The sequence below is a fragment of the Propioniciclava sp. MC1595 genome, assembly GCF_017569205.1.
In the GTDB taxonomy this organism is placed as follows: domain Bacteria; phylum Actinomycetota; class Actinomycetes; order Propionibacteriales; family Propionibacteriaceae; genus Propioniciclava.
The window spans coordinates 1,676,137-1,697,362 of the sequence record NZ_CP071870.1; the positions used below are offsets into that span (position 1 = coordinate 1,676,137).

Consider the following 21,226-nt stretch of genomic DNA (forward strand, 5'->3'; position numbering starts at 1 on the left):
CCGTGGGCTTCCGACCCGAGCGGGTCCCCGACCCCCAGCGGCGCCCCGACGCGTCGATGGACCTGCTCAACAACCTCCGCGACACGGCGCTGGACCCGTCCTACCCGGCCGTCGCGGCCGCGGGCGGCGGGCGCCGGCGAGGCCCGGTGCTCCTGCCGGCCCTGCTCGTGGTGGGGCTGCTGTTCGGGGTCGCGCTGGCCAACCAGTGGCGCACCGCGCCGGCGGCCGCCCAGGAGCGCGCCGACCTGATCAGCCGCATCGCCACGACCGAGCAGCACATCGACTCCCTGCGGGCGCGCACGGCCGAGCTCGACCAGGGCATCCGCGAGCTGGAACGCGCGGGGGGCGCCCTCACCCCGGCCGAGCTGGAGCGCGCCGACACCCTGGCGACGCGGGTCGGGACGACCGCGGTCACCGGCCCCGGCGTCCGGGTCACGCTCGACGACGGGACCGACGCCTCGGTGCAGGGCAGCCAGGTGGTCGACGCCGACCTGCGCATGGTCGCCAACAGCCTGTGGGCCAACGGCGCCGAGGCGGTCGCGATCAACGGGCACCGGCTGTCCAGCCGCACGGCCATCCGGAACGCCGGCGACGCCATCACCGTCGACTACCGCTCGGTCACACGCCCCTACGTCATCGAGGCCATCGGGGACGCGCGGGTGCTGGAGGACGCCTTCCGGCGCTCCGAGGGCGGCGCCTGGGTCGAGGGGCTGGCGCAGCACTACGGCGTCCAGTGGAGCATCGGTAGGGTGGGTGAGGTCGCCCTCCCCGCCGACCCGGGTCTGGGCGTGGACCGGGCACGGACGAGGCGTTGAGGGGGAGCGGGTCATGTACGCGATCATCGGGTTGGCCATCGGCATCGGCCTGGGCATCCTGCTGCAGCCGTCCCTGCCGCCCCAGCTCCAGCCCTACCTGCCGATCGCGATCGTGGCGGCCCTGGACGCCGTGTTCGGCGGGTTCCGCGCCTACCTGGACGCCGTGTTCGACGACAAGGTCTTCGTCGTCTCCTTCATCTCCAACGTGCTGATCGCCGCCCTGATCGTGTGGGTCGGGGACCTGATCGGGGTCGGCAGCCAGCTGTCCACCGCCGTCGTGGTCGTCCTGGGCATCCGCATCTTCACCAACGTCGCCCACATCCGGCGGAAGCTGTTCCATGCCTGAACCCACCCCGGCGCCGGCACCCGACAACGCCTGGGCGCGGATCCGCAAGGACCTGCTCAAGCCCAGTCGCTCGCAGCTCATCGTGGCCGTCGTCCTGCTGCTGTTCGGCTTCGCCATCACCCTCCAGCTGTCGGGCGGCCGGGACCAGCGCTACACCAACCTGCGCCAGGACGAGCTCGTCGCCATGCTCGACGACGTCCAGGCCGAGGCGCGGCGCCTGGAGGGGGAGATCACCCAGCTCGAGGTCACCCGCCAGCGGCTGCAGTCGGGCGCCGAGTCCAGCGCCGAGGCCCGCGAGCAGGCGCTGCGGCGCCTGGACGCCCTCGAGCTGCTCGGGGGAACCGCCCCGGCTCAGGGTCCCGGCATCCGCGTGACGATCACCGACCGGGCGGGGAAAGTGACCCCCGAGATCCTCCTCAACACCGTCGAGGAGCTCCGCGACGCCGGCGCCGAGGTCATGGAGGTCAACGATGCGGTCCGCCTGGTCACAAACTCCTGGTTCGCGACCGTCGACGGCCAGCTGCAGGCCGACGGCGTGCGCCTGGGCAGCACCATCGTCATCGAGGCGATCGGCGACCCCGAGACGCTGAGCGAGGCCACCCGGTTCCGCGGCGGCCTGGTCAGCACCATCGAGGGCGAGCGCGTCGGGGGCACGGCCCGGGTCGTCGAGGTGGAGGACCTGGTCATCGACTCGGTGGTGGACCCGGAGACCCCGCGGTTCGCCCGACCCGGCTGAGGCGCGCCGCCCCAAACAGCCCGAACTCCACTAGGCTGACAATCGCCCGGTACGAGGCTGCCGGGGTCGAACGACCACGAGGAGAGGCACGTGTTCCCTGAGGATCTTCGCTACACCGAGAAGCACGAGTGGGTGCGGGCCGGCAACGGCTCCACGGTGCGTGTGGGCATCACCAGCTATGCGGCCGAGGCCCTCGGCGACGTGGTCTACGTGTCCCTGCCCCAGGTGGGGGAGGAGGTCGCCCTCGACGACGCGTGCGCCGAGGTCGAGTCGACCAAGAGCGTGTCCGACGTGTACGCGCCGGTCTCCGGCGTGATCACCGCGGTCAACGAGCAGCTCACCGACACCCCCGACGTCGTCAACGCCGACCCGTACGGCGACGGCTGGCTGTTCGAGGTCGAGCTGTCCGAGCCCAGCGAGCTGGACGACCTGCTGGACGCCGACGGCTACGCCGAGGTGGCCGGCGAGTAGGGTGGGACGGTTGCCGGTGGGACCACCGGCAACCGCAGTGGGGTCGGGGGAGGCCCCGGGGAAAGGATCAAGCATATGCTCACGTGCCCGGAGTGCGGCGCACCGGTCGCCGGAGGCGGCAACTTCTGCTCGAACTGTGGGGCGCCCCTGCGCGCGAACACCGGTGACACCACCCGCGTGATCCCGGTCGCCACGGTGCCCGAGGCACCGAACGAGGTGACCGACCCGAACCTCCCCATCATCAAGGACCTGGCCCCGGGCACCCGCGCCCTGGCCGTGGTCCGTGGACCCAACGTCGGGGCGTCCTTCGTGCTCGACCAGGAGGTCGTGACCGCCGGACGCCACCCGCAGTCCGACCTCTTCCTCGACGACGTCACCGTCTCCCGCCACCACGCCAAGGTGACCGAGCGCGGGGGCCACCACTGGGTGGCCGACCTCAACAGCCTCAACGGCACTTACGTCAACCGCACCCTCATCGACGGTGAGGTCGCGTTGCGCCCCGGCGACGAGGTGCAGATCGGCAAGTTCCGGCTCGTCTACCTGGTGGCGCCGACCGGGCGAGGCTAGATGCCACCTGCGACGAAGAGCATCGGACAGGTCCTGAAGGTCCTCAAGGAGGACTTCCCGGACATCTCGATCAGCAAGATCAGGTTCCTCGAGGGCGAGGGCCTGATCTCCCCTGAGCGTGCGCCGTCCGGCTACCGTCGCTACTCCGACCACGACGTCAAGCGGCTGCACTACATCCTCGACGTCCAGAAGAACCACTACCTGCCGCTCAAGGTCATCCGCGAGAACCTCGAGGCGATGGACGCCGGCGAGCAGCCCCCGGCGGCCGCGCCGTCCCAGCCGACCCTGCCCACGCCCGTCGCGGAGGGCCTGCCCCCGGCGTTGCCGCCGCAGCGACCGGCCATCGCGGGCAAGCGCACCATCCACATCACGCGCAAGGAACTGCTCCAGATCTCGGGGCTGACCGAGGTCACCCTGTCCGAGCTCGAGCAGCACGGGCTGGTGACCCCGCGCCGGGGCACCGCCTACTACGGCCGGGACGCGCTGACCATCGCCGTGGCCGCGCGCAAGCTCGCCGCCTACGGGATGGACGCCCGCCACCTGCGTGCCATCAAGCAGGTCGCCGAGCGGGAGGCCGCCCTCATCGACCAGGCCGTGCAGGCGCACAGCCGGCGCCGCAGCACCCCTCGACAGTCGGTGGCCGAGGTGATGCAGTTGGTCATGTACGCGCACGCCGCCCTGCTGCGCTCGTCCATCCGGTCCTGACGGGGGTACCACGGTGATCCCGATGCTGTTCAGCGAGGTGCGCGTCACCGCCGTCGCGGACACCCCGGTGCTCCTGCTGCGCGAGCAGCAGGGGGAGCGGCACCTCGCCGTGTGGATCACCGCCGCCGGCGGCAACGCGATCCTGTCGGCCCTCGAGGACTCCGACGAGGAGCACCCCAGCACCCACGACCTCATGATCGACGCGCTCGCGGTGCTGGACGCCGTCGTGGAGGCCGTGCACATCACGGGCGAGGACGAGGGCGTGTTCTCCGCCCACGTCGTGATCGGCGGCACCGTCGTGCCGGCCCGCGTCTCGGACGCCGTGGCCCTGGCCCTGCGCTGCGGGGCGACGATCCTGGCCGACGAGGACCTGCTCGACGAGGTGGGCGTGACCGGAGCCCCGCAGACCGGCCCGCCCGGACTCGCGGACGCCGGGGCGTCGGACGAGGAGATGGCGCAGTTCCGCGCCTTCCTCGACAACATCACCCCCGAGGACTTCGGGCCCTCGCGCGACCAACCCTGAGGTGGCGGTCGAGGGTTCGGCCCGCTGCGAGCCCCCACGCGGCGTGTCGGCGGGCGTCGTGGGACCGGGCCGCTACCGTCATACTGGTACGACGAGCGACGACGACGCAGAGCAGCTTGAGGAGGCATGGTGAACGCACCGGAGGCGAAGGCCCCGCGGCCCACGGTCGGGTTGCAGGACGCCCTCTTCGAGGGTGACTTCTCGCCCCTGCCGGAGGACATCGGCTTCCGCGGCCCCGTCGCCTGCAACGCGGCCGGCATCACCTACCGCCAGCTCGACTACTGGGCCCGCACCGGGCTGGTCGTGCCCGAGATCCGCGCGGCCGGGGGCTCCGGTACCCAGAGGCTGTACTCCTTCCGCGACATCCTCATGCTCAAGGTCGTCAAGCGCCTGCTGGACGCCGGCATCTCGCTGCAGCAGATCCGGACCGCGATCGACCACCTGCGCGCCCGCGGCGTCGAGGACCTGTCCTCGGTCACGCTGATGAGCGACGGCGTCTCGGTGTACGAGGCCATCTCCGACTCCGAGATCATCGACCTCGTCCACGGCGGCCAGGGCATCTTCGCCATCGCCCTCGGGCGCGTGTGGCACGACCTCGAGGGGTCGCTCGCGGCGCTGCCGACCGAGCGTGCCGAGGCCGAGGTGGCCGCCCCCGTGGCGACCGACGAACTGGCCGCCCGGCGGGCCGCGCGCACCGCCATCTGAACCCTGCACGCCGCCTCCCCGTTTGGGTAGGTTGGGGGGCATGGAACCGTTCCTCTCCCGTCACATCGGCCCCACCGAGTCCGACCGCGCGACCATGCTCGCCGCCGTGGGCGCCAGCTCACTCGACGCCCTGACGGACGAGGCGGTGCCCGCCGGCATCCGCGTGGACGCACCCCTGGACCTCGCCCCGGCGGTGTCCGAGGCCGCGGTGCAGGCCGACCTCGCCCGGATGGCCGCGCTGAACAACCCGCTGCGCGCCATGATCGGGCAGGGCTACCACGGCACGGTCACCCCGCCGGTGATCCGGCGCAACCTGCTCGAGAACCCGGCCTGGTACACGGCCTACACCCCGTACCAGCCCGAGATCAGCCAGGGCCGGCTCGAGATGCTGCTGACCTTCCAGACGATGGTGGCCGACCTCACCGGCCTGCCCACGTCGGGGGCGTCCCTGCTCGACGAGGGCACCGCCGTGGCCGAGGCCGTCGGGGTCGCCCGCCGCTCGCAGCGCAAGGGCTCGGTCGTGCTGGTGGACGCCGGCATCCTCGACCAGTCGCTGGCCGTCCTGCGCACGCGCGCGCTGGCCCTCCACGTCGAGGTGGTCGTCACCGAGGATCTCGTCCAGGGCCTCCAGCGCCACGACGCGTTCGCCGTGGTCGTGCAGACGCCCTCCGCCGACGGCTCGGTCCGCGACCTCGACGACCTGCGCACGATCGCCGCGAAGGCGCACGAGAACAACGCGCTGGTCATCGCCGCGGCCGACCTTCTGGCTCTGACCCTGCTGCCCGCGCCTGCCGAGTGGGGCGCCGACATCGCGGTCGGGTCTACCCAGCGCTTCGGCGTCCCGCTGTTCTTCGGCGGCCCGCACGCCGGCTACATCGCCGTCGGCGCCGGCATGGAGCGCCAGATGCCCGGTCGGCTCGTGGGCCTGTCCAAGGACCGCCACGGCACCCCGGCCCTGCGCCTGGCCCTGCAGACCCGCGAGCAGCACATCCGCCGCGAGAAGGCGACCTCCAACATCTGCACCGCGCAGGTGCTGCTCGCCGTGACCGCCGCCGCCTACGCGGTCTACCACGGCCCCCAGGGCCTCAAGGGCATCGCCGAGGCCATCGCGCGCAACGCCCGCCGCCTCGCCGCCGCGCTCGTGGCCGACGGCTACGAGCTGGTCTCCGACAGCTTCTTCGACACGGTCACGGTGCACGTCAAGGGCGGCTCGCGCCGGCTCGTGGCGGCCGCCCGCGAGGCCGGCGTCCACCTGTGGGCGCCGGACGGCGACCACGTCACGATCTCGGTCGGCGAGGACGCCACCGAGGACGAACTGGCGGCCGTGGCGTCCGTGTTCGGGGTCGAGCTCGGCGAGGCCGAGCACGGGTCGCTGGGCCAGCCGGCCCGCGAGAGCGCGTACCTGACCCACCCGGTGTTCCACGCCTACCGCTCCGAGACCAAGATGATGCGGTACCTGCGCGCGCTGTCCGACCGCGACTTCGCGCTCGACCGCGGCATGATCCCGCTCGGTTCGTGCACGATGAAGCTGAACCCCGCGGCGTCCATGGAGCCGATCAGCTACCCGGGCTTCGCCAACCTCCACCCCTTCGTCCCGGCCGAGGACGCCCGCGGCTACGCCGAGATGATCGCCCGGCTGGAGGCGCAGCTGGTCGAGATCACCGGCTACGACGCCGTCTCGTTGCAGCCCAACTCGGGCGCCCAGGGCGAGTTCGCCGGCCTGATGGCGGTTCGCTCCTACCACCGGGCCCGCGGCGAGGAGCACCGCACGGTGTGCCTGATCCCGGCCTCGGCGCACGGCACCAACGCGGCCTCGGCGGCGATGGCGGGCATGGACGTGGTCGTGGTGAAGACCGCCCCCGACGGGACGGTCGACTTCGACGACCTCGAGGCCAAGATCGCCAAGCACGCCGAGAAGCTGTCGGTGATCATGATCACCTACCCGTCCACGCACGGCGTGTACGAGTCCCGGGTGGCCGAGCTGTGCGACAAGGTGCACGAGGCCGGCGGCCAGGTCTACATCGACGGCGCGAACATGAACGCGCTGGTCGGCCTGGCGAAGCCGGGTCGCTTCGGCGGCGACGTGAGCCACCTCAACCTGCACAAGACGTTCTCCATCCCGCACGGCGGCGGTGGCCCGGGCGTCGGCCCGGTGGCGGTGCGCGAGCACCTCGCCCCGTACCTGCCCAGCCACCCGGTCGTGACGGACGCCGGCCCGCTCAGCTCGTACGGTCCCATCTCGGCCGCCCCGTGGGGGTCGGCGGGCGTCCTGCCGATCACCTTCGGCTACATCGCGATGATGGGCCCCGACCTGCGCCTGGCCACCCAGGTGGCGGTGCTGTCGGCCAACTACCTCGCCAAGCGGATCGCCGAGCGGTTCCCGATCCTCTACACCGGGGAGGGCGGCTGGGTGGCCCACGAGTGCATCGTCGACCTGCGGCCCCTGACCAAGGAGACCGGCATCACGGTCGACGACGTGGCCAAGCGCCTGATCGACTACGGCTTCCACGCCCCGACGATGAGCTTCCCGGTCGCCGGGACGCTGATGGTCGAGCCGACCGAGTCCGAGCCGCTGTACGAGCTCGACCGGTTCGTCGACGCCATGCACGCCATCGCCGACGAGGCCGCGCGCGTCAAGGCGGGGGAGTGGCCGGCCGACGACAACCCGCTGGTCAACGCCCCGCACACGCTGGCCGAGGTGGCCGCCGACGAGTGGAAACACCCGTACCCGCGGTCGGCCGGCGGGTTCCCCGCGGGCCAGGACCTGGGCGCGATCTCGACCGGCGGCCGGGACAAGTACTGGCCGCCCGTCGCCCGGATCGACGGCGCGTGGGGCGACCGCAACCTGGTCTGCTCCTGCCCGCCCATGGACGCCTACGAGGACTGACCCACCCCTCGGGGTGATTCCCCCTTGTCAACCGGCCCCGGGGTCGCGTTCGCCGAACGCGGCCCCCTAGGGTGGGCGGCATGGCGGAGTTCATCGAGAAGCTGAAGACCAAGCCGTGGGTGGCCCACCTGCTGGAGGCGGTCGCGCGCTTCGGCGAGCGCCTCGGCGGCCAGTTCGCGGCCGCGATCACCTACTTCTCGGTGCTCGCGATCGTGCCCGTGGTGATGGTCGCCTTCGCGGCGCTGGGCCTCACGCTGACCCTGTTCCTGCCCGACGTGCTCGACCAGGCCAAGGCGTGGATCACCGACACGGTCTCGGGGTCGGGTGACCTCGGCGACCAGCTGAGCGCCGTCGTCGACCAGGCCTTCAACAGCTGGCGGGGCGTCGGCATCGTCGGCCTGCTGTCGGCGGCCTGGGCCGGGGCCAACTGGGTGAACAACATCCGGTCCGCCGTGCGCGCCATGATGCGCCCCGACTTCGACATGGCCGAGGACAAGCCGAACATCGTCGTGCAGACGCTGAAGAACCTCGGCATCCTGCTGGCCCTGTTCGTGCTGGTCGCGCTCTCGATGGCCATGACCACCGTGGCCATGGCGGCCCGCGACCTGGTCGGCGAGTTCCTGGGCCTCGACCGCGTGCCGGGCGGCGGCGTCCTGCTCTCGCTGCTGCCGGTGGTCGGCACCCTGCTGGCGGGGTTCTTGCTCTTCCTGTTCCTGTTCAAGGTGTTCCCCGAGAAGCGCGTGCCCACGCCCGTGCTCGTGCGGGGCGCCGCGATCGGGGCCGTGGGCATGGCGGCCCTGCAGTACCTGACCGGGACGCTGGTCGGCGTGTTCTCCGGCAACGCCGCCGCCGCCGTGTTCGGCAGCGTGATCGTCACGATGCTCTACTTCAACCTCTTCGCCACCCTGATCCTGGTGGTGGCCGCATGGGTCGGCACGCACCCCGACTTCCTCGGCCCGCAGGTCACGCTGGGCGACCACGTGCCGGCCGAGCCGACCGACTACGCGACCAAGAAGGTCGCCGCCGAGCTCGAAGCCGCGCGGCTGCGCGAGGAGTCCGAGCGCGTCCCCGCCGAGGTGGCGGTGCGCTCGACGCGGGTCGGCATGGGCCTGGGCGCCATGTTCGGCGGCGCGCTGGCCGGCCTCGCCGCGCTGGTGGCGGCGGTGCTCGGGGGCCTGCGCAACCGCTGACCCCCGAGCCGAGCCGTCAGTGCGCGGCCGGCGGGGCCGCCACGGGGGCGTCCTGGCCGATGGCCTGCAGCATCTCCCGGTACCAGTCCTGGGTGATGTCGAACGGCTTGCCGCCGGCGATGCGGGCGAACTCGATCGGGCGCAGCTCGTCGCCGCGCTCCTCGTCGTGGCCGATCACGCCGGGCTCGCCGCGCAGGGCGGCGTCCACCGCGAGCTCGCACATGGTGTCGATCAGCTCGAGGTCGTAGGCGTTCGAGGCGGCCGAGCGGGAGTAGTAGCCCGACTTCTGGACCAGCGTCTTCTCCGCGCCCAGCATGGCGGCGAACTGCTTGCCGAACCACGCGCCGGGGTTGACCTTGTCGAGGCGCAGGTGGCCGAACGCGTCCCGCGCGACCTCCTCGCCGGCGGCCTCCATCTCGGCCACGATCGCCTCGACGCCGGCGCCCTCGGAGATGAACAGGTTGACACAGCCGACCTCGTCCATGACCTTGGCCAGGCGCTCGGCCTCGGCGCGCAGGTCGATGACGGCCTCGGGGACGAAGACGCCGTGGACGTCCCACGCCTTCTGGTCCAGCCCGATCGAGGGCAGCCACTCCTGGGCGGTGAGCCACTCGCGGTACTTGCGGGCGGTCGCGGCGGTCAGCCAGCCGCAGTTGCGGCCCATGACCTCGTGCACGATCAGCATGCGGCCGTTGGCGTTGTGCTCGGCCAGCACGTTCTGGGCGAAGCGGGCGCCCATGTCGGCGGCGGTGTCGGCGCCCAGGCTCTGGCGGATCGGCACCACGTCGTTGTCGATGGTCTTGGGCAGGCCGACCACCGTGAGCTCGTAGTCGTGCTCGTGCAGGTAGTGGGCCAGGTCGGCGGCGGTGGTGTTGGTGTCGTCGCCGCCGATGGTGTGCAGGATCGTGACGCCGTCGGCGACCAGCCGGTCGGCGGCGTACTGCAGTGGGTCGACCCCCTTCTTGACCAGGCCGCGCTTGACGAGGTCCTTGGCGTTGGTGAGCTTGACCCGGCTGTTGCCGATCGGCGACCCGCCGAACTCCTTCAGCAGGGTGGCGTTGGCGCGGACCTGTTCGTCCACGACGAGGTAGTCACCCGTGAGCAGGCCCTGGTAGCCGTGCCGGTAGGCGATGATCTCGATCTCGGGGGCCACCTGGGTGTAGCGCTCGATCAGGCTGCCGATCGCGGTGGACAGGCAGGGGGCGAACCCACCCGCGGTGAGCAGGGCGATCTTCTTGGTCATGCGTTACCTCTCGGGGTCATCAGTGTGGTCGAGCCGCGTGGGCGTCAGGGAACAGCCTATGCGGTGGCCGCCGCGATTTCAGGCCGGTCACCCTGTGGATCGGGGTCCGGACGCCGGTGCCCGGATGGCAGGATGGGGGAGCACCCACCCACCCAGGAGCACCCCGTGACGCGCACCCCCACGCATCCGTCCCGTCCCCGCTGGCGCGACCAGCGCGGCCAGGCCCTGTCGGCGTTCGTCGCCGTGGTCCTCTCCGCCCTGTTCGGCGTCGCCGGGCTCGTCGTCGACGGCGGCGCCAAGTCGGCGGCCCGCGCCGAGGCCGAGGCCGTGGCGTCCCACGCGGCCCGGGCGGCGGTGGACGCGAGCGCGTTCGCCCGCGCCACCGGCAGCACCCTTGACGTGGGCGCCATCACCGCCGCCGGCCAGCAGGTGCTGGCCGACCGCGGCATCACCGGGCAGGTCACCATCACCGACGGGGTGGTGCGCGTCACCACGACGACGAGCGCGAGGACGGTGTTCCTGAGCCTGGTCGGCATCAGCGAGTTGTCCGCGTCGGGCGAGGCGACCGCCGTCCTCGAACGCTGAGCCGGCCGCGTCAGCGCAGGCTGGACGCCATCCGCTCGACCGCCTCGGTGATGAGCGCCGGCGAGGTGGCCAGGTTCATCCGCACGAAGCGGCCGTGGTCGGGGCCGAAGTCGGACCCGCTGTTCAGGCCGACCTTCGCCCGCGCCACGAAGTGGTCGCGCGGGTTCTCCATGCCGAGCCCGGTGCAGTCGAGCCAGGCCAGGTAGGTGCCGGGCGCCCGCTGGTAGGTCACGCCGGGCAGCAGGTCGTCCACGAGGCGGCCGAGCAGGTCCTTGTTCGCGGCCACCTCGACCATCACCGCGTCCACCCAGGCCTGCCCGTGGCGCAGCGCGGCCGTGTGCGCGATCGTGGCCATCTGGCCGGTCGACTGGTTGGCCAGCGGCGGCAGGGCGTCGAAAGCCGCCACGGCGTCCGTGCCCCGGACGTAGAGCCCCGCCTTGAACGCGGGCAGGTTCCAGCCCTTGCCGGCTGAGAACGCCACGACCGCGTTCTGGGCGTCCGGGAGGGACAGCACCGGCACGAATTCGTTGCCGGGGTCGACCAGCGGCGCGTGGATCTCATCGACCACGAGCAGGACGCCGTGCTCGCGGCAGAGGCGGGCCACCGCGGAGAGCTCCTCGGCGGTGTGCACCGTCCCGTTCGGGTTGTGCGGGGAGCAGAGCAGGTAGGCGGTGGGCCGGTCCGGGCCGGTGAACGCGGCCTCGAGGGCGGCCAGGTCGAGGCGTCCGGACGCCGTGAGCGGCACCTGCGTGACGTGGCGGCGGTAGCCCTCGACGACCTGCCAGAACGGCGGGTAGACCGGCGGGTTGAGCACGACGTGGTCGCCCTCGGCGGTGTTGCCGAGCAGCAGCGACAGGATGGCGTTCATGACGTCGCCTGAGCGGCGCAACTGGTCGAGTTCGGGACGCCAGCCCCAGCGGGCGTCCGCCATGTCGGCGTAGGCCTCGGCGTACCGCGTGCCCCACGGGTAGCCGGTGTCGCCGGCCTCGAGCGCCTCGGTGACGGCCGTCACGACCTCGGGCAGCACGCGCACGTCCATCTCGGCGACCCACAGGGGCAGCACGTCGGGGGCGTACACGTTCCACTTCAGCGAGGTGCGCCGGCGCAGCTCGGATTCCGTGAGGTCGAAGAGGGTCATGGGGGCGATTCTCGCACCTGATCACTAGGGTGGTGCGCATGGCCCGCTACTTCGACGTCCACCCCGACAACCCGCAGCCGCGCGCGCTGGCGCAGGTGGTCGAGGTGCTCCAGGCGGGCGGGCTGGTGGTGTACCCGACCGACTCCGGCTTCGCGCTGGGGTGCACGATGGGCAACGCCGAGGGGCTGGAGCGGATCCGGTCGATCCGTCAGCTGAACCGGCACCACCACTTCACGCTGGTCTGCTCGACGTTCGCCCAGCTGGGCCAGTACGTCGAGATGGGCAACGACGTCTTCCGGGCGATCAAGGCGGCGACGCCGGGGCCCTACACGTTCGTCCTCAAGGCGACCCGGCTGGCGCCGAAGGCGATGCTGCACGACAAGAAGCGCACCGTGGGCGTACGCATCCCGGCGCACGTCACGGCCCAGGCGCTGCTCGACGCGCTGGGGGAGCCGCTGATGTCGAGCTCGCTCATCCTGCCCGGCGAGGAGGCCCCGCAGACGGACGGGTGGACGATCGCGGAGGAGCTGGCGCACCAGGTCGACGCCGTGCTCGACTCCGGCGACGTGGGGCTGGGCCCCACCACGGTCATCGACTTCACCGACGACGAGGTGGGCATCGCGCGCGTCGGCGCCGGGGACCCGACGCCGTTCGAGGAGTGACTCAGCTGTCCTCGGGGTCCCGGTACGGGGCCACGCCCGTGTCCTCGCCCAGGTGCTGGGCCACGTCCGGCACGATCCGCTGCAGCGACTTCGCGGTGCGCTGGTAGCCGGTGCCCTTCGGCCGCTTGGGGAAGACGATCTCGGGCCGGTCCACGTGCACGTAGGGGATCGACGCCAGCAGGTGGCTGATCATGTTGATCCGGGCGCTCTTCTTGTCCTCGGCCTCGACGACGTGCCAGCGGGCGGGTTCGACGTCGGTGTGCACGAACATCTCGTCCTTGGCGCGGCTGTAGTCCTCCCAGCGGGTCAGCGACTCCACGTCGGTGGGGGAGAGCTTCCACATCCGCATCGGGTCGGTCATGCGCGAGCGGAACCGCTTCTCCTGCTCCTTGTCCGACACCGAGAACCAGTACTTGAGCAGGATGATCCCGTCGTCGATGAGCATGCGCTCGAAGATCGGGCACTGGCGCAGGAACCGGATGTGCTCCTCGGCCGTGCAGTAGCCCATGACCTTCTCGACGCCGGCCCGGTTGTACCAGGAGCGGTCGAAGAACTTGATCTCGCCCGCGGCGGGCAGGTGCTCGACGTAGCGCTGGAAGTACCACTGCGTGCGCTGCCGCTCGGTCGGGGCGGGCAGGGCGACGACGCTGGCGACGCGCGGGTTGAGGTACTCGGTGATCCGCTTGATCGCGCCGCCCTTGCCGGCGGCGTCACGGCCCTCGAAGATCACCACGATCCGGGCGCCGGACGCCTTGACCCACTCCTGCATCTCGACCAGCTCGGCCTGCAGGCGCGTGAGCTCGGCCTCGTAGACCTTGGTGTCCAGCTTGTTCTTGCCCATGGTCCATCGTGGCATACGCTCAGCCCCCGAGGCGGCTCGTCAGCGTGAATCCGGCCTCGACGTCGGTGATCGCCGCGGTGACGATGCCGTGGCGGTCGATGACGTAGGTCTCCTCGATCTCGGGGCCCTCACCGCTGCGTTCCACGGGCACCGTCGAGAGGTCCTCGACGCCGCGCAGGGCCCGGTCGAAGGGGAACACGACCTCGGCCAGGGGCAACACGTCGCCGGTCGGCTGGCCGGTCGGGCCGAGCGCGGAGTATTCCACGAACCGGAACACCCCGATGTTGTGCACGGGCCGGTAGCGCCGGGTCATGACCACGTCGGTGTCGGGGCTGGTGCGCTGGTCGCGGTCGAGGATCGCGTCGAACGCGAGCTGGGTGCCCGAGTCCCACTCCCGGAACACGCCGAACCCGCGCGAGAGGCGGTCGGTCAGGTGGAAGCCCGAGTTCTCGTCCGCGGCGATCGCGAGGCCGATGGCGGTGGACGCCGCGGGGTACGGCGACCGGTGCACACGGCGTCCGAACCGCTCGCGGAGCACGCGGGCGACCAGCGGCAGGCTGGACGCGCCGCCCACGAGGTAGATGCCCGCCACCTCGGCGGCCTCCAACTGCCCGCCGTCGAGCCCGCCCAACAACGGCTCGAGTGCGTCGAGGGACGCCTCGACCAGCGGCGTGGCCTCGGCGTAGAAGCGGCGGACGTCCACGACGACGGGCGCGTGGCCCACCTCCAGCGCGATCCGCTTGGACTGCGGGGAGAGGTTCTCCTTGGCCACGCGGCACTCGGCGAGCAGGGACGCGCGCTCGCGGTCGGTGAGCTCCACCCGCGACCCGACCTCGGCGCGGGCGAGCCCGGCCAGCACCTCGTCGAAGTCGTCGCCACCCAGGCGGTTGATGCCGACCGAGCTGACCACCTCGTGGCTGAGGTCGTCCACCCGGACCAAGGAGGCGTCGAACGTGCCGCCGCCGAGGTCGTACACGACGACGCGGGTGCGGCGGCTGTTGACGCTGCGGGGCTGGCGGTGGGTGAACTCGAAGCCCGCCGCGGAGGGCTCGTTCAGCATGCCCAGGACGTGGAAACCGGCGCGGTGGAAGGCCGCGAGGGTGAGGAAGCGCTGCGCGGAGTGCGCGTGGGCCGGCACGGCGACGACGGCCTCGAGCGGCTCGTCGTCGGCCAGGAGACCCGCGATGTTGGACGCCGTGCGCAGCTGGTCCGCGACGTGTGACAGGAAGCCGGTCAGGACCTCGAGCAGTCCTGCCTGGTGGCCGTCGACGTCGAGCGTGGACTGGCCGGCGACGCCGCCGGAGGCCAGCGCGCGCTTGAAGGAGCGCACGAGCAGGGCACCCTCGGACGCCGCCCGCTCGGCCTCGAAGCCGTACACGAGCCGGTCGCCCTCGCGGGCGACGACGGAGGGGATGTGCTCGACGGAGTCGCCGTCGGGATCGGTGAAGCTCACGACCGGGTAGTTGCCCCGGTCCACGAGGGCGACGATGGTGCGGGTGGTGCCGAGGTCGATGCCGAGCTTCATGCCCGCGAGGCTACCCGGCGCTCTCCCCGTCCTCGTCCGGGCGCCCGTCGCCGAGATCGGCGAGGAACTGCTCGAACTGGTGCCCGATCTCGTCGGCCGACGGCAGCTGGGAGTTCTCGACGTTGCGCAGGTGGCGCTCCTCGGCGAAGGCGTCGTACCCCCGCTCCAGCGCGCCGACCATCTCGACGAGCTCCTCGCTCGCGGCGACCTGGTTGTCGATCTGGGCACGCACGATGCCGGCGGCCAGGTCGAACCCGTCGACGGGCACGGCCAGCTTCGCCACGTCGCGCAGGGCGCCCATGAGCGCTGCTGCGGCGGCGGGGTAGTCGTTGTCGGCGATGTAGTGCGGCACGTGGGCGACCAGGCCGAGCGCGCGCTGGCCGGCCTCGCCGAGGCGCAGGGTCAGCAGGCCGGTGAAGGAGGCGCTCAGCTGGAAGGTGCCCAGCACCGGCGCCTCGTCGGCCACCAGCTCGGGGTCGGAGGCGTAGCGCGTCACCGCGACCGGCCGCGTGTGCGGGGCCGGCGCGGGCATGGACTGCAGCAGCACCGTCCGCTCGACGCCGAGCTGCTCGGCGACGTGGCGGACGGACGCCGCCATCCGCTCCCACTGGAGCGCCGGCTCGGGGCCGTTGAGGAGCAGGAAGTCGGTGCCGTCGTGGTCGGTGAGCAGGCGCAGCGTGATCTCGGGCGCCTCGTAGGCGCTGAAGTGGTCACGGTCGAACGTGATCTGGGGCCGGCGGCCGGCGTAGTCGAGCACCTGGTCGGCGTCGAAGCGCCCCAGCACCCGGTTGGGCAGCTGCTCCAGCAGCAGGCGGTCCAGCTGGCGCTGGGTGTGCCCGGCGTCCACGTAGCTGCCCAGCGTCACCACCATCGTGGGGGTGCGCAGGGTCCGCTGGTCGACGTGGGGCTCCCACGTGAACAGGCTGGTCGGGTCGAGCACGGCGAAACCTCCTCATCGGCGTCCCCACCTCAACGCGGACGCCGCGGGCTTCATTCCCCCAGCCGCCTGGCCACCCGCTTCTCGACGCGCCGCTCCTGGCCGGCCGAGGTAAGGGCACGGTCCAGCGAGATCCGGCCGGGCCCGGTGAACAGCAGCGCCAGCCCGAGCGCGGCGTAGAGGAGGGGGACCTCGCCGGCCAGCGCGCCGGTGGCCGGGTCGAGCAGGGGACCGGCGCCGATCCCCGCAACCAGGAGGGTGGCACCGACGACCGCCTGGGCGGCCCCGGCGAGCCGGGTCGCCAGCCCCACGGCGAGGAGGACGGGCAGCACGAGCTCGCCGGCGACCACCAGCGTGCCGATGACCTCGGGGGCCTGGCCCAGCAGGGCGTGGCCGCGCAGCGAGTCGACGAGCTGCGGGTAGGTCGCGACGTGGTGCACTCCGCGCAGGACGAGGGGCAGCGAGAACAGCCGGAGCAGGAGGAGGCCGACGTCCGTGGAGGGCCGGTTGTTCCGGCGGGCGACCTCGAGGTCCCACGCCAGCGAGCCGCGGTGGTCCACGCGGGCCAGGTCGGGCTGGGGGCCTGGCGCGTAGGCCGGGGCGGGCGTGTACGCGTACGGGGGGGCCTGGACCGGCGTCGGCGGCGGGGCCCACTGGTCGCGGACGGCCTGCGTGTCGAGGACCTGGGTGCGTTCGGCGTCGGGGTCATCCACAGGGGTGTGGGGGTCGGCCATGGTCGAAAGCTACCATCGGGGGGCATGAAGCTCACCGAGGCGATGGCGTCCGCCTTCGACGCCCAGATCACGCTCGAGTTCGAGGCCTCGCTGGTGTACCGCCAGCTCGCGATCCAGATGGACACCTCCGACCTTCCGGGCATGGCGCTGTGGCTGCGCCGGCAGGCCGACGAGGAGATCGTGCACGCGAACAAGTTCATCGACCACGTGGTCGACCGCGACGGGCACCCCTCCATCGGCGCGATCAGGGCGCCGCAGGTGGACAAGTCGGCCAGCCCGGCCGACGTGTTCGCCGCCGCGCTCGGGCACGAGCAGAGGGTCTCGGAGTCGATCCGCGAGCTCTACCGCACCGGCGAGGCCGAGGGCGACCTCGACAGCCGCCCCCTGCTGAACTGGTTCCTCGAGGAGCAGATCGAGGAGGAGTCCACGGTCAGCGAGATCCTCGCGCAGATCAGGATGGTCGGTGACGACGGGCCCGGGCTGCTGCGCCTGGACGCCGACCTCGGCAGCCGGCAGGCGCAGGGCACCGAGCCCGCCTGATCACTCCTCGGTGTCGGGGTCGGGCTCCCGCACCCCGAGCACCAGACCGCCGAACGGCGGCAGGTCGACGGTGAAGCCACCGAGGTCGTCGACCACGCCGACCGGGGTCAGCGTGGCCAGGTCGACCACGCGGCCCGCCGGCGGGATGTGTTCGCTCTGCACGCGCGCGGTGAGCGCCTCCTCGGCGAAGTTGAGCACGGTCACCTGCGTGGAGTCGTCCAGCAACCGGTTGACCAGCACCAGCAGGCTCCGGCTGGCGACATCGGGCACGTCGACGAGGGCGCCGGTGGCCAGGTCGTTGCGCTTGCGGACCTCGAGCACCCGCGCCAGGCGGCGCGCGAACGACCCGGGGTCGCCCAGCTGCCGCGGCAGCGAGCCGTACAGGGCCTGCGCGCGCGGCATGCCCGAGGCCGACTTGGCGGCGTCGGGCGCGGCGTCCATCAGGTCGTACGCGCCCCGCTCGATCCAGCGGGTGTCGCCGTCCTTGATCAGGCCCCTCACCTGCGAGCGGTCGAGGGGGAGCGCGCCCACGAGGTCCCAGCCCGACAGGGCGAAGACGCCGGGCTGCCAGGCGTTGTACATGCAGAGCAGCAGGTGGGCGTCCATGATGCGCTGGGTGTCGGCCGGGCTGATGTCCTCGAGGTCGGTGATGCCGAGGGTGGCGGTGATGATGGACGCCGTGGTGCAGGCGATGCCGTTCTGGACGAAGACCGCGTTGTACGGGCCTGCCTCGCCGGTGAGCTTGTCGCGCAGCGTCTGCCGGATCGTCTCGGCGAGCACGGTGCCGGTGACCTCCTCGCCCCCGAAGGAGTAGGTGTCGTTGGCGTGCCGGGTCGCGAAGTGGACCAGCTCGTAGGTGAGCTCGTCGTGGTTCTGCAGGGCGTGCACGAGCGAGGCCTGGTCGACGCTCAGCGCGATCGCCTCACGCAGCGTGAGCCGCAGGAACTCGGTGTCGCCGGTCGCCAGGGCGACCTGGTAGGCCGGCCGGGTGACGAAGTCGTAGCTGAGGTCGGGGCCCACCGAGCCCGTGTTGCGGATGTCGTCGATCGTGAGGTTGAGCTCCTGGAAGGTGAACCCGCCGACCTTGCGCACCATCGACCCGATGAGCTGATTGGCCGCCTGGGACAGCGGGTGGCCCTCCGACCAGGCGGGCGCCTGCTCCAGGGACTTCTCCACGCCCAGGAAGCCGTTGGCGTCCAACCGCAGACCACCCGAGCCGAGGTCGAGCAGCGAGTGGAGGGCGTCGCCCATGACCAGCCGCATGCCGGCGAACGTCGGGTCGAGCCAGTTGATCGACGGCTGGCCCTCCTTGAAGTAGTGCAGGTAAACCCAGCGGCGCTCGACGCCCTGGTGGTCGCGGATGGGCGGGGTGGCCGACCAGTTGGTCTCCTTCACGCCCGGTTCGTAGAAGATGACCCGCTGGAGAGCGCCGATGATGTACCCCTCCTCGGCGAGCGCCCGCTCAGCCTCGGGGGAGAGGTTGACGGCGTCCGCCCCCTCGGGCACGTCGGGCAGCAGGTGCCACGCGTCTCTCGGGATGTCGACCATGTGGTAGATGCCCGGGTAGTCCTGGTAGTTGAGCTCGGCGAGGCGGAAGTCGGCCCCCTTGCCGGTGTGGCCGGGCACGATGTCGTCGATGATCGTGCCGCCGTGGGCGGCGGCGTTCTCGCACATGTCGCGGAACTCCTGCTCGGTGCCGAACAGGGGGTCGATCGCCATGCTGATCCGGTCGAAGTGGCCGTCGATGGACGGCGTGGGCTCCCAGCCCGAGATGCCGCCGGCCAGTTTCACCGGGCCGGTGTGGATGGCCTCGATGCCGATCTCCTCGAACGCCTCCCACAGCTCTTCGGAGCCGAGCGCCCCCAGGAACGACTGGCCCGGCGCGGTCATCTGCGACAGTGGGTAGGCGGTGTACCAGACGGACGCCTGCTCGACGGCGGCGCGCGGGTCGGGGGAGGCGTACACGTTGGCCCACATGAGGTGGTGGCCGGCCAGCTGGCGGCCCAGCGTCACCGCGTCGGCGAGCATCGACTGGTCGACCAGCCACTCGACGTAGGCGCGGTTGCGGCCGTCGGCCTCGAAGGGGCGCGCCCACAGATCCTCGGGCTTGGGCTGGTTGCGCCGGGCGCGCGGCCGCAGGCGGGCCGGGCGCGCTGCGAAGCGCTGCTGCTCGAAGCTGGGCTCGGGGGTGACGTCGCCCTCGGCGGGTTCGTCGGCCGCCATGGGCTGCTCGGTGGTGCTCACCGCTCCACGGTAGCGAGTGCGGCAGGGACTCGCGAGGGGCGCGCTCAGCGGTACAACGACTCCACGGGCCGGGGACCCTGCAGCGTCGAGCGCCGGATCCGCAGGATGCCCTCGTCATCGGGTTCCACCCGCCACCCGACGAGGGAGAGCGCCGATGGACGCCTCGCGGTCGAGGTCGTCCTGGACGAGGTTGACGGCCAGCACAGCGGCCAGGCCGCCGATCGCGAGTACACGCACGGTAGACCTGCGGCGAACGCGTCCGTGCGGGTTTGCCACGACACGACCGGAGCGAGGAGTTGGGTAGGCTTCCGGCGTCCAGTCGACTGGGGGAGAGCATGCAGAGGATCGGGTTCGACCGCGAGAAGTACATCGCCCTCCAGTCGGAGCACATCGAGGCGCGGCGCGAGCAGTTCGGCGGCAAGCTCTACCTCGAGTTCGGCGGCAAGCTGTTCGACGACATGCACGCCTCGCGGGTGCTGCCCGGCTTCCTGCCCGACAACAAGATCCAGATGCTGGAGCGCATCGTCGACGACGTAGAGATCGTCGTCGTGCTCAGCGCGGCCGACCTGGCCCGCAACAAGGTCCGCGCCGACCTGGGCATCGGCTACGACGCCGACACCCTGCGCCTGATCGACGAGTTCCGCGGGCGCGGCTTCCTGGTCGCGAGCGTCGTCATGACGCAGTGGACCGACGACAACCGCCAGGCCAAGGCCTTCCGCCGCAAGCTGGAACGCCTCGGCCTGCACGTGTACCGGCACTTCCCGATCAAGGGCTACCCGCACGACGTGGTCAACATCGTCAGCGACCACGGGTACGGCCGCAACGAGTACGTGGAGACCACCCGCGACGTCGTCGTCGTGACGGCCCCCGGGCCGGGCAGCGGCAAGATGGCCACCTGCCTGTCGCAGGTGTACCACGACCACCAGGCCGGGAAGGCGTCGGGGTACGCCAAGTTCGAGACGTTCCCGATCTGGAACCTGCCCCTCGACCACCCGGTCAACGTCGCCTACGAGGCCGCCACCGTCGACCTCGACGACGTGAACATGATCGACCCGTTCCACCTGGCTGCGTACGGCGAGCAGGTCGTGAACTACAACCGCGACGTCGAGGTGTTCCCCGTCCTGAAGGCGCTGTTCGAGCGGGTGCTGGGCCAGAGCCCCTACCAGTCGCCCACCGACATGGGCGTCAACATGGCCGGCTACTGCATCAGCGACGACGAGGTGTGCCGCGAGGCGTCCCGGCAGGAGGTGATCCGGCGCTACTACAAGGCGCTGGTCAACGAGCGCCGCGAGGAGCTCGAGCCGACCCAGTCCGACCGGCTGGCGATCATCATGGGCAGCCTCGGCATCGCCAAGGAGGACCGTCCCGTCGTGCCGCCCGCCCTGGACCTGGAGCGGCGGACCAAGGCGCCGGCGTCCGCGATCGAGCTGCCCGACGGCCGGATCGTGACCGGAAAGACCTCCCCGCTGCTGGGCAACTGCGCCGCCATGCTGCTCGACGCCCTCAAGGCCCTGGCCGGCATCGACCCCGAGGTGAAGCTGCTCGCCACCGAGACGATCGAGGCGATCCAGACCCTCAAGACCAAGCACCTCGGCAGCCGCAACCCGCGCCTGCACACCGACGAGGTGCTCATCGCGCTGTCGGTGAGCGCCGGCTCGGACGAGAACGCGCGTCGCGCCCGGGCCGAGCTGCACCGGCTCGCCGGCTGCGACGTGCACACCACGACCATCCTCGGCACCGTCGACGAGGGCATCTTCCGCAACCTGGGCGTCAACGTGACCAGCGAGCCGGTCTACCAGCACGCCCGCCTGTACCGAAAGAAGTGACGCCGG

The 21,226-nt window shown here is 71.7% G+C and carries 22 protein-coding genes; 14 read left to right on the plus strand and 8 right to left on the minus strand.

Annotation, left to right across the window (positions count from 1 at the left end):
- Positions 1-2 precede the first annotated feature (2 nt).
- The 10 genes from J4N02_RS07950 (at position 3) to J4N02_RS07995 (ending at position 8,945) form a co-directional block, all read left to right on the plus strand.
- Positions 3-815 (plus strand): DUF881 domain-containing protein, encoded by an 813-nt coding sequence (locus J4N02_RS07950; protein ID WP_188334381.1) that lies wholly within the window; start codon positions 3-5, stop codon positions 813-815.
- A gap of 13 nt (positions 816-828) precedes the next feature.
- Complete coding sequence (locus J4N02_RS07955; protein WP_188334380.1) at positions 829-1,161, plus strand: small basic family protein; 333 nt, start codon at positions 829-831, stop codon at positions 1,159-1,161.
- Complete coding sequence (locus J4N02_RS07960) at positions 1,154-1,897, plus strand: DUF881 domain-containing protein (protein ID WP_182816003.1); 744 nt, start codon at positions 1,154-1,156, stop codon at positions 1,895-1,897. The genes J4N02_RS07955 and J4N02_RS07960 overlap by 8 nt, the downstream gene beginning before the upstream one ends.
- A gap of 90 nt (positions 1,898-1,987) precedes the next feature.
- Positions 1,988-2,368, plus strand: a complete 381-nt coding sequence (gcvH, locus tag J4N02_RS07965) for a glycine cleavage system protein GcvH (protein WP_182816001.1) — start codon at positions 1,988-1,990, stop codon at positions 2,366-2,368.
- A 75-nt stretch (positions 2,369-2,443) separates the two neighbouring features.
- Positions 2,444-2,935 (plus strand): FHA domain-containing protein, encoded by a 492-nt coding sequence (locus tag J4N02_RS07970; RefSeq protein WP_182815999.1) that lies wholly within the window; start codon positions 2,444-2,446, stop codon positions 2,933-2,935.
- Entirely contained in the window at positions 2,936-3,640 is a 705-nt protein-coding gene (locus tag J4N02_RS07975; protein ID WP_188334379.1) for a MerR family transcriptional regulator, read from the plus strand.
- A 22-nt stretch (positions 3,641-3,662) separates the two neighbouring features.
- Positions 3,663-4,163, plus strand: coding sequence for a bifunctional nuclease family protein (locus J4N02_RS07980; protein WP_182815996.1), 501 nt, complete (start codon positions 3,663-3,665; stop codon positions 4,161-4,163).
- 126 nt (positions 4,164-4,289) lie between these two features.
- Entirely contained in the window at positions 4,290-4,868 is a 579-nt protein-coding gene (locus J4N02_RS07985; RefSeq protein WP_188334378.1) for a MerR family transcriptional regulator, read from the plus strand.
- 40 nt (positions 4,869-4,908) lie between these two features.
- Entirely contained in the window at positions 4,909-7,755 is a 2,847-nt protein-coding gene (gene gcvP / locus J4N02_RS07990; protein ID WP_188334377.1) for an aminomethyl-transferring glycine dehydrogenase, read from the plus strand.
- Positions 7,756-7,835: 80 nt separating this feature from the next.
- The gene (locus J4N02_RS07995; protein WP_188334376.1) at positions 7,836-8,945 is read left to right on the plus strand and encodes a YhjD/YihY/BrkB family envelope integrity protein; all 1,110 of its coding nucleotides are present in this window, start codon (positions 7,836-7,838) and stop codon (positions 8,943-8,945) included.
- Between the two features lie 16 nt (positions 8,946-8,961).
- Here J4N02_RS07995 and J4N02_RS08000 read toward each other — a convergent pair whose 3' ends face one another.
- Positions 8,962-10,188, minus strand: coding sequence for a pyrophosphate--fructose-6-phosphate 1-phosphotransferase (locus tag J4N02_RS08000; RefSeq protein ID WP_188334375.1), 1,227 nt, complete (start codon positions 10,186-10,188; stop codon positions 8,962-8,964).
- Positions 10,189-10,353: 165 nt separating this feature from the next.
- Here J4N02_RS08000 and J4N02_RS08005 point away from each other — a divergent pair, with 165 nt between their 5' ends.
- Positions 10,354-10,773, plus strand: coding sequence for a hypothetical protein (locus tag J4N02_RS08005; RefSeq protein ID WP_188334374.1), 420 nt, complete (start codon positions 10,354-10,356; stop codon positions 10,771-10,773).
- A 10-nt stretch (positions 10,774-10,783) separates the two neighbouring features.
- On the opposite strand, the gene J4N02_RS08010 is transcribed toward J4N02_RS08005, so the two are convergent.
- Entirely contained in the window at positions 10,784-11,911 is a 1,128-nt protein-coding gene (locus J4N02_RS08010) for a MalY/PatB family protein (RefSeq protein ID WP_188334373.1), read from the minus strand.
- Positions 11,912-11,949: 38 nt separating this feature from the next.
- On the opposite strand from J4N02_RS08010, the gene J4N02_RS08015 reads away from it, so the two are divergent.
- Positions 11,950-12,573 carry an L-threonylcarbamoyladenylate synthase gene (locus J4N02_RS08015; RefSeq protein WP_182815982.1) on the plus strand — a complete coding sequence of 208 codons (624 nt, stop codon included), beginning with the start codon at positions 11,950-11,952 and terminating at the stop codon, positions 12,571-12,573.
- Between the two features lies 1 nt (position 12,574).
- Here J4N02_RS08015 and ppk2 read toward each other — a convergent pair whose 3' ends face one another.
- From ppk2 to J4N02_RS08035, 4 genes are read right to left on the minus strand one after another with little or no spacing between them, the layout of a single operon-like run.
- Complete coding sequence (ppk2, locus tag J4N02_RS08020; RefSeq protein ID WP_220492094.1) at positions 12,575-13,414, minus strand: polyphosphate kinase 2; 840 nt, start codon at positions 13,412-13,414, stop codon at positions 12,575-12,577.
- 19 nt (positions 13,415-13,433) lie between these two features.
- Positions 13,434-14,939, minus strand: coding sequence for an Hsp70 family protein (locus J4N02_RS08025; protein WP_188334372.1), 1,506 nt, complete (start codon positions 14,937-14,939; stop codon positions 13,434-13,436).
- A gap of 10 nt (positions 14,940-14,949) precedes the next feature.
- The gene (locus tag J4N02_RS08030) at positions 14,950-15,879 is read right to left on the minus strand and encodes a PAC2 family protein (RefSeq protein ID WP_208091180.1); all 930 of its coding nucleotides are present in this window, start codon (positions 15,877-15,879) and stop codon (positions 14,950-14,952) included.
- 50 nt (positions 15,880-15,929) lie between these two features.
- Entirely contained in the window at positions 15,930-16,610 is a 681-nt protein-coding gene (locus tag J4N02_RS08035; RefSeq protein WP_188334371.1) for a DoxX family membrane protein, read from the minus strand.
- A 24-nt stretch (positions 16,611-16,634) separates the two neighbouring features.
- Between J4N02_RS08035 and J4N02_RS08040 the strand changes: the two genes are divergently transcribed.
- The gene (locus J4N02_RS08040; RefSeq protein ID WP_188334370.1) at positions 16,635-17,150 is read left to right on the plus strand and encodes a ferritin; all 516 of its coding nucleotides are present in this window, start codon (positions 16,635-16,637) and stop codon (positions 17,148-17,150) included.
- Here J4N02_RS08040 and treS read toward each other — a convergent pair whose 3' ends face one another.
- Together treS and J4N02_RS17090 are read right to left on the minus strand one after the other, a co-directional pair.
- Positions 17,151-19,394, minus strand: coding sequence for a maltose alpha-D-glucosyltransferase (gene treS, locus J4N02_RS08045; protein ID WP_243760908.1), 2,244 nt, complete (start codon positions 19,392-19,394; stop codon positions 17,151-17,153).
- Positions 19,395-19,508: 114 nt separating this feature from the next.
- Entirely contained in the window at positions 19,509-19,631 is a 123-nt protein-coding gene (locus tag J4N02_RS17090; RefSeq protein ID WP_255437248.1) for a hypothetical protein, read from the minus strand.
- A gap of 98 nt (positions 19,632-19,729) precedes the next feature.
- Between J4N02_RS17090 and J4N02_RS08050 the strand changes: the two genes are divergently transcribed.
- Positions 19,730-21,220, plus strand: coding sequence for a DUF1846 domain-containing protein (locus J4N02_RS08050; RefSeq protein WP_188334369.1), 1,491 nt, complete (start codon positions 19,730-19,732; stop codon positions 21,218-21,220).
- Positions 21,221-21,226 lie beyond the last annotated feature (6 nt).

Excerpts from the sequence above, each read along its gene's own strand:
- J4N02_RS07960 (WP_182816003.1), top strand. The coding sequence starts at position 1,154 with ATGCCTGAACCCACCCCGGCGCCGGCACCCGACAACGCCTGGGCGCGG.
- ppk2 (WP_220492094.1), bottom strand. The coding sequence starts at position 13,414 with ATGGGCAAGAACAAGCTGGACACCAAGGTCTACGAGGCCGAGCTCACG.
- J4N02_RS07995 (WP_188334376.1), top strand. The coding sequence starts at position 7,836 with ATGGCGGAGTTCATCGAGAAGCTGAAGACCAAGCCGTGGGTGGCCCAC.
- J4N02_RS07975 (WP_188334379.1), top strand. The coding sequence starts at position 2,936 with ATGCCACCTGCGACGAAGAGCATCGGACAGGTCCTGAAGGTCCTCAAG.
- J4N02_RS08025 (WP_188334372.1), bottom strand. The coding sequence starts at position 14,939 with ATGAAGCTCGGCATCGACCTCGGCACCACCCGCACCATCGTCGCCCTC.
- J4N02_RS08015 (WP_182815982.1), top strand. The coding sequence starts at position 11,950 with ATGGCCCGCTACTTCGACGTCCACCCCGACAACCCGCAGCCGCGCGCG.
- J4N02_RS07955 (WP_188334380.1), top strand. The coding sequence starts at position 829 with ATGTACGCGATCATCGGGTTGGCCATCGGCATCGGCCTGGGCATCCTG.
- J4N02_RS07980 (WP_182815996.1), top strand. The coding sequence starts at position 3,663 with ATGCTGTTCAGCGAGGTGCGCGTCACCGCCGTCGCGGACACCCCGGTG.
- J4N02_RS08010 (WP_188334373.1), bottom strand. The coding sequence starts at position 11,911 with ATGACCCTCTTCGACCTCACGGAATCCGAGCTGCGCCGGCGCACCTCG.
- J4N02_RS07985 (WP_188334378.1), top strand. The coding sequence starts at position 4,290 with ATGGTGAACGCACCGGAGGCGAAGGCCCCGCGGCCCACGGTCGGGTTG.
- J4N02_RS08050 (WP_188334369.1), top strand. The coding sequence starts at position 19,730 with ATGCAGAGGATCGGGTTCGACCGCGAGAAGTACATCGCCCTCCAGTCG.
- J4N02_RS07970 (WP_182815999.1), top strand. The coding sequence starts at position 2,444 with ATGCTCACGTGCCCGGAGTGCGGCGCACCGGTCGCCGGAGGCGGCAAC.
- J4N02_RS08000 (WP_188334375.1), bottom strand. The coding sequence starts at position 10,188 with ATGACCAAGAAGATCGCCCTGCTCACCGCGGGTGGGTTCGCCCCCTGC.
- J4N02_RS08040 (WP_188334370.1), top strand. The coding sequence starts at position 16,635 with ATGAAGCTCACCGAGGCGATGGCGTCCGCCTTCGACGCCCAGATCACG.
- J4N02_RS08035 (WP_188334371.1), bottom strand. The coding sequence starts at position 16,610 with ATGGCCGACCCCCACACCCCTGTGGATGACCCCGACGCCGAACGCACC.
- gcvP (WP_188334377.1), top strand. The coding sequence starts at position 4,909 with ATGGAACCGTTCCTCTCCCGTCACATCGGCCCCACCGAGTCCGACCGC.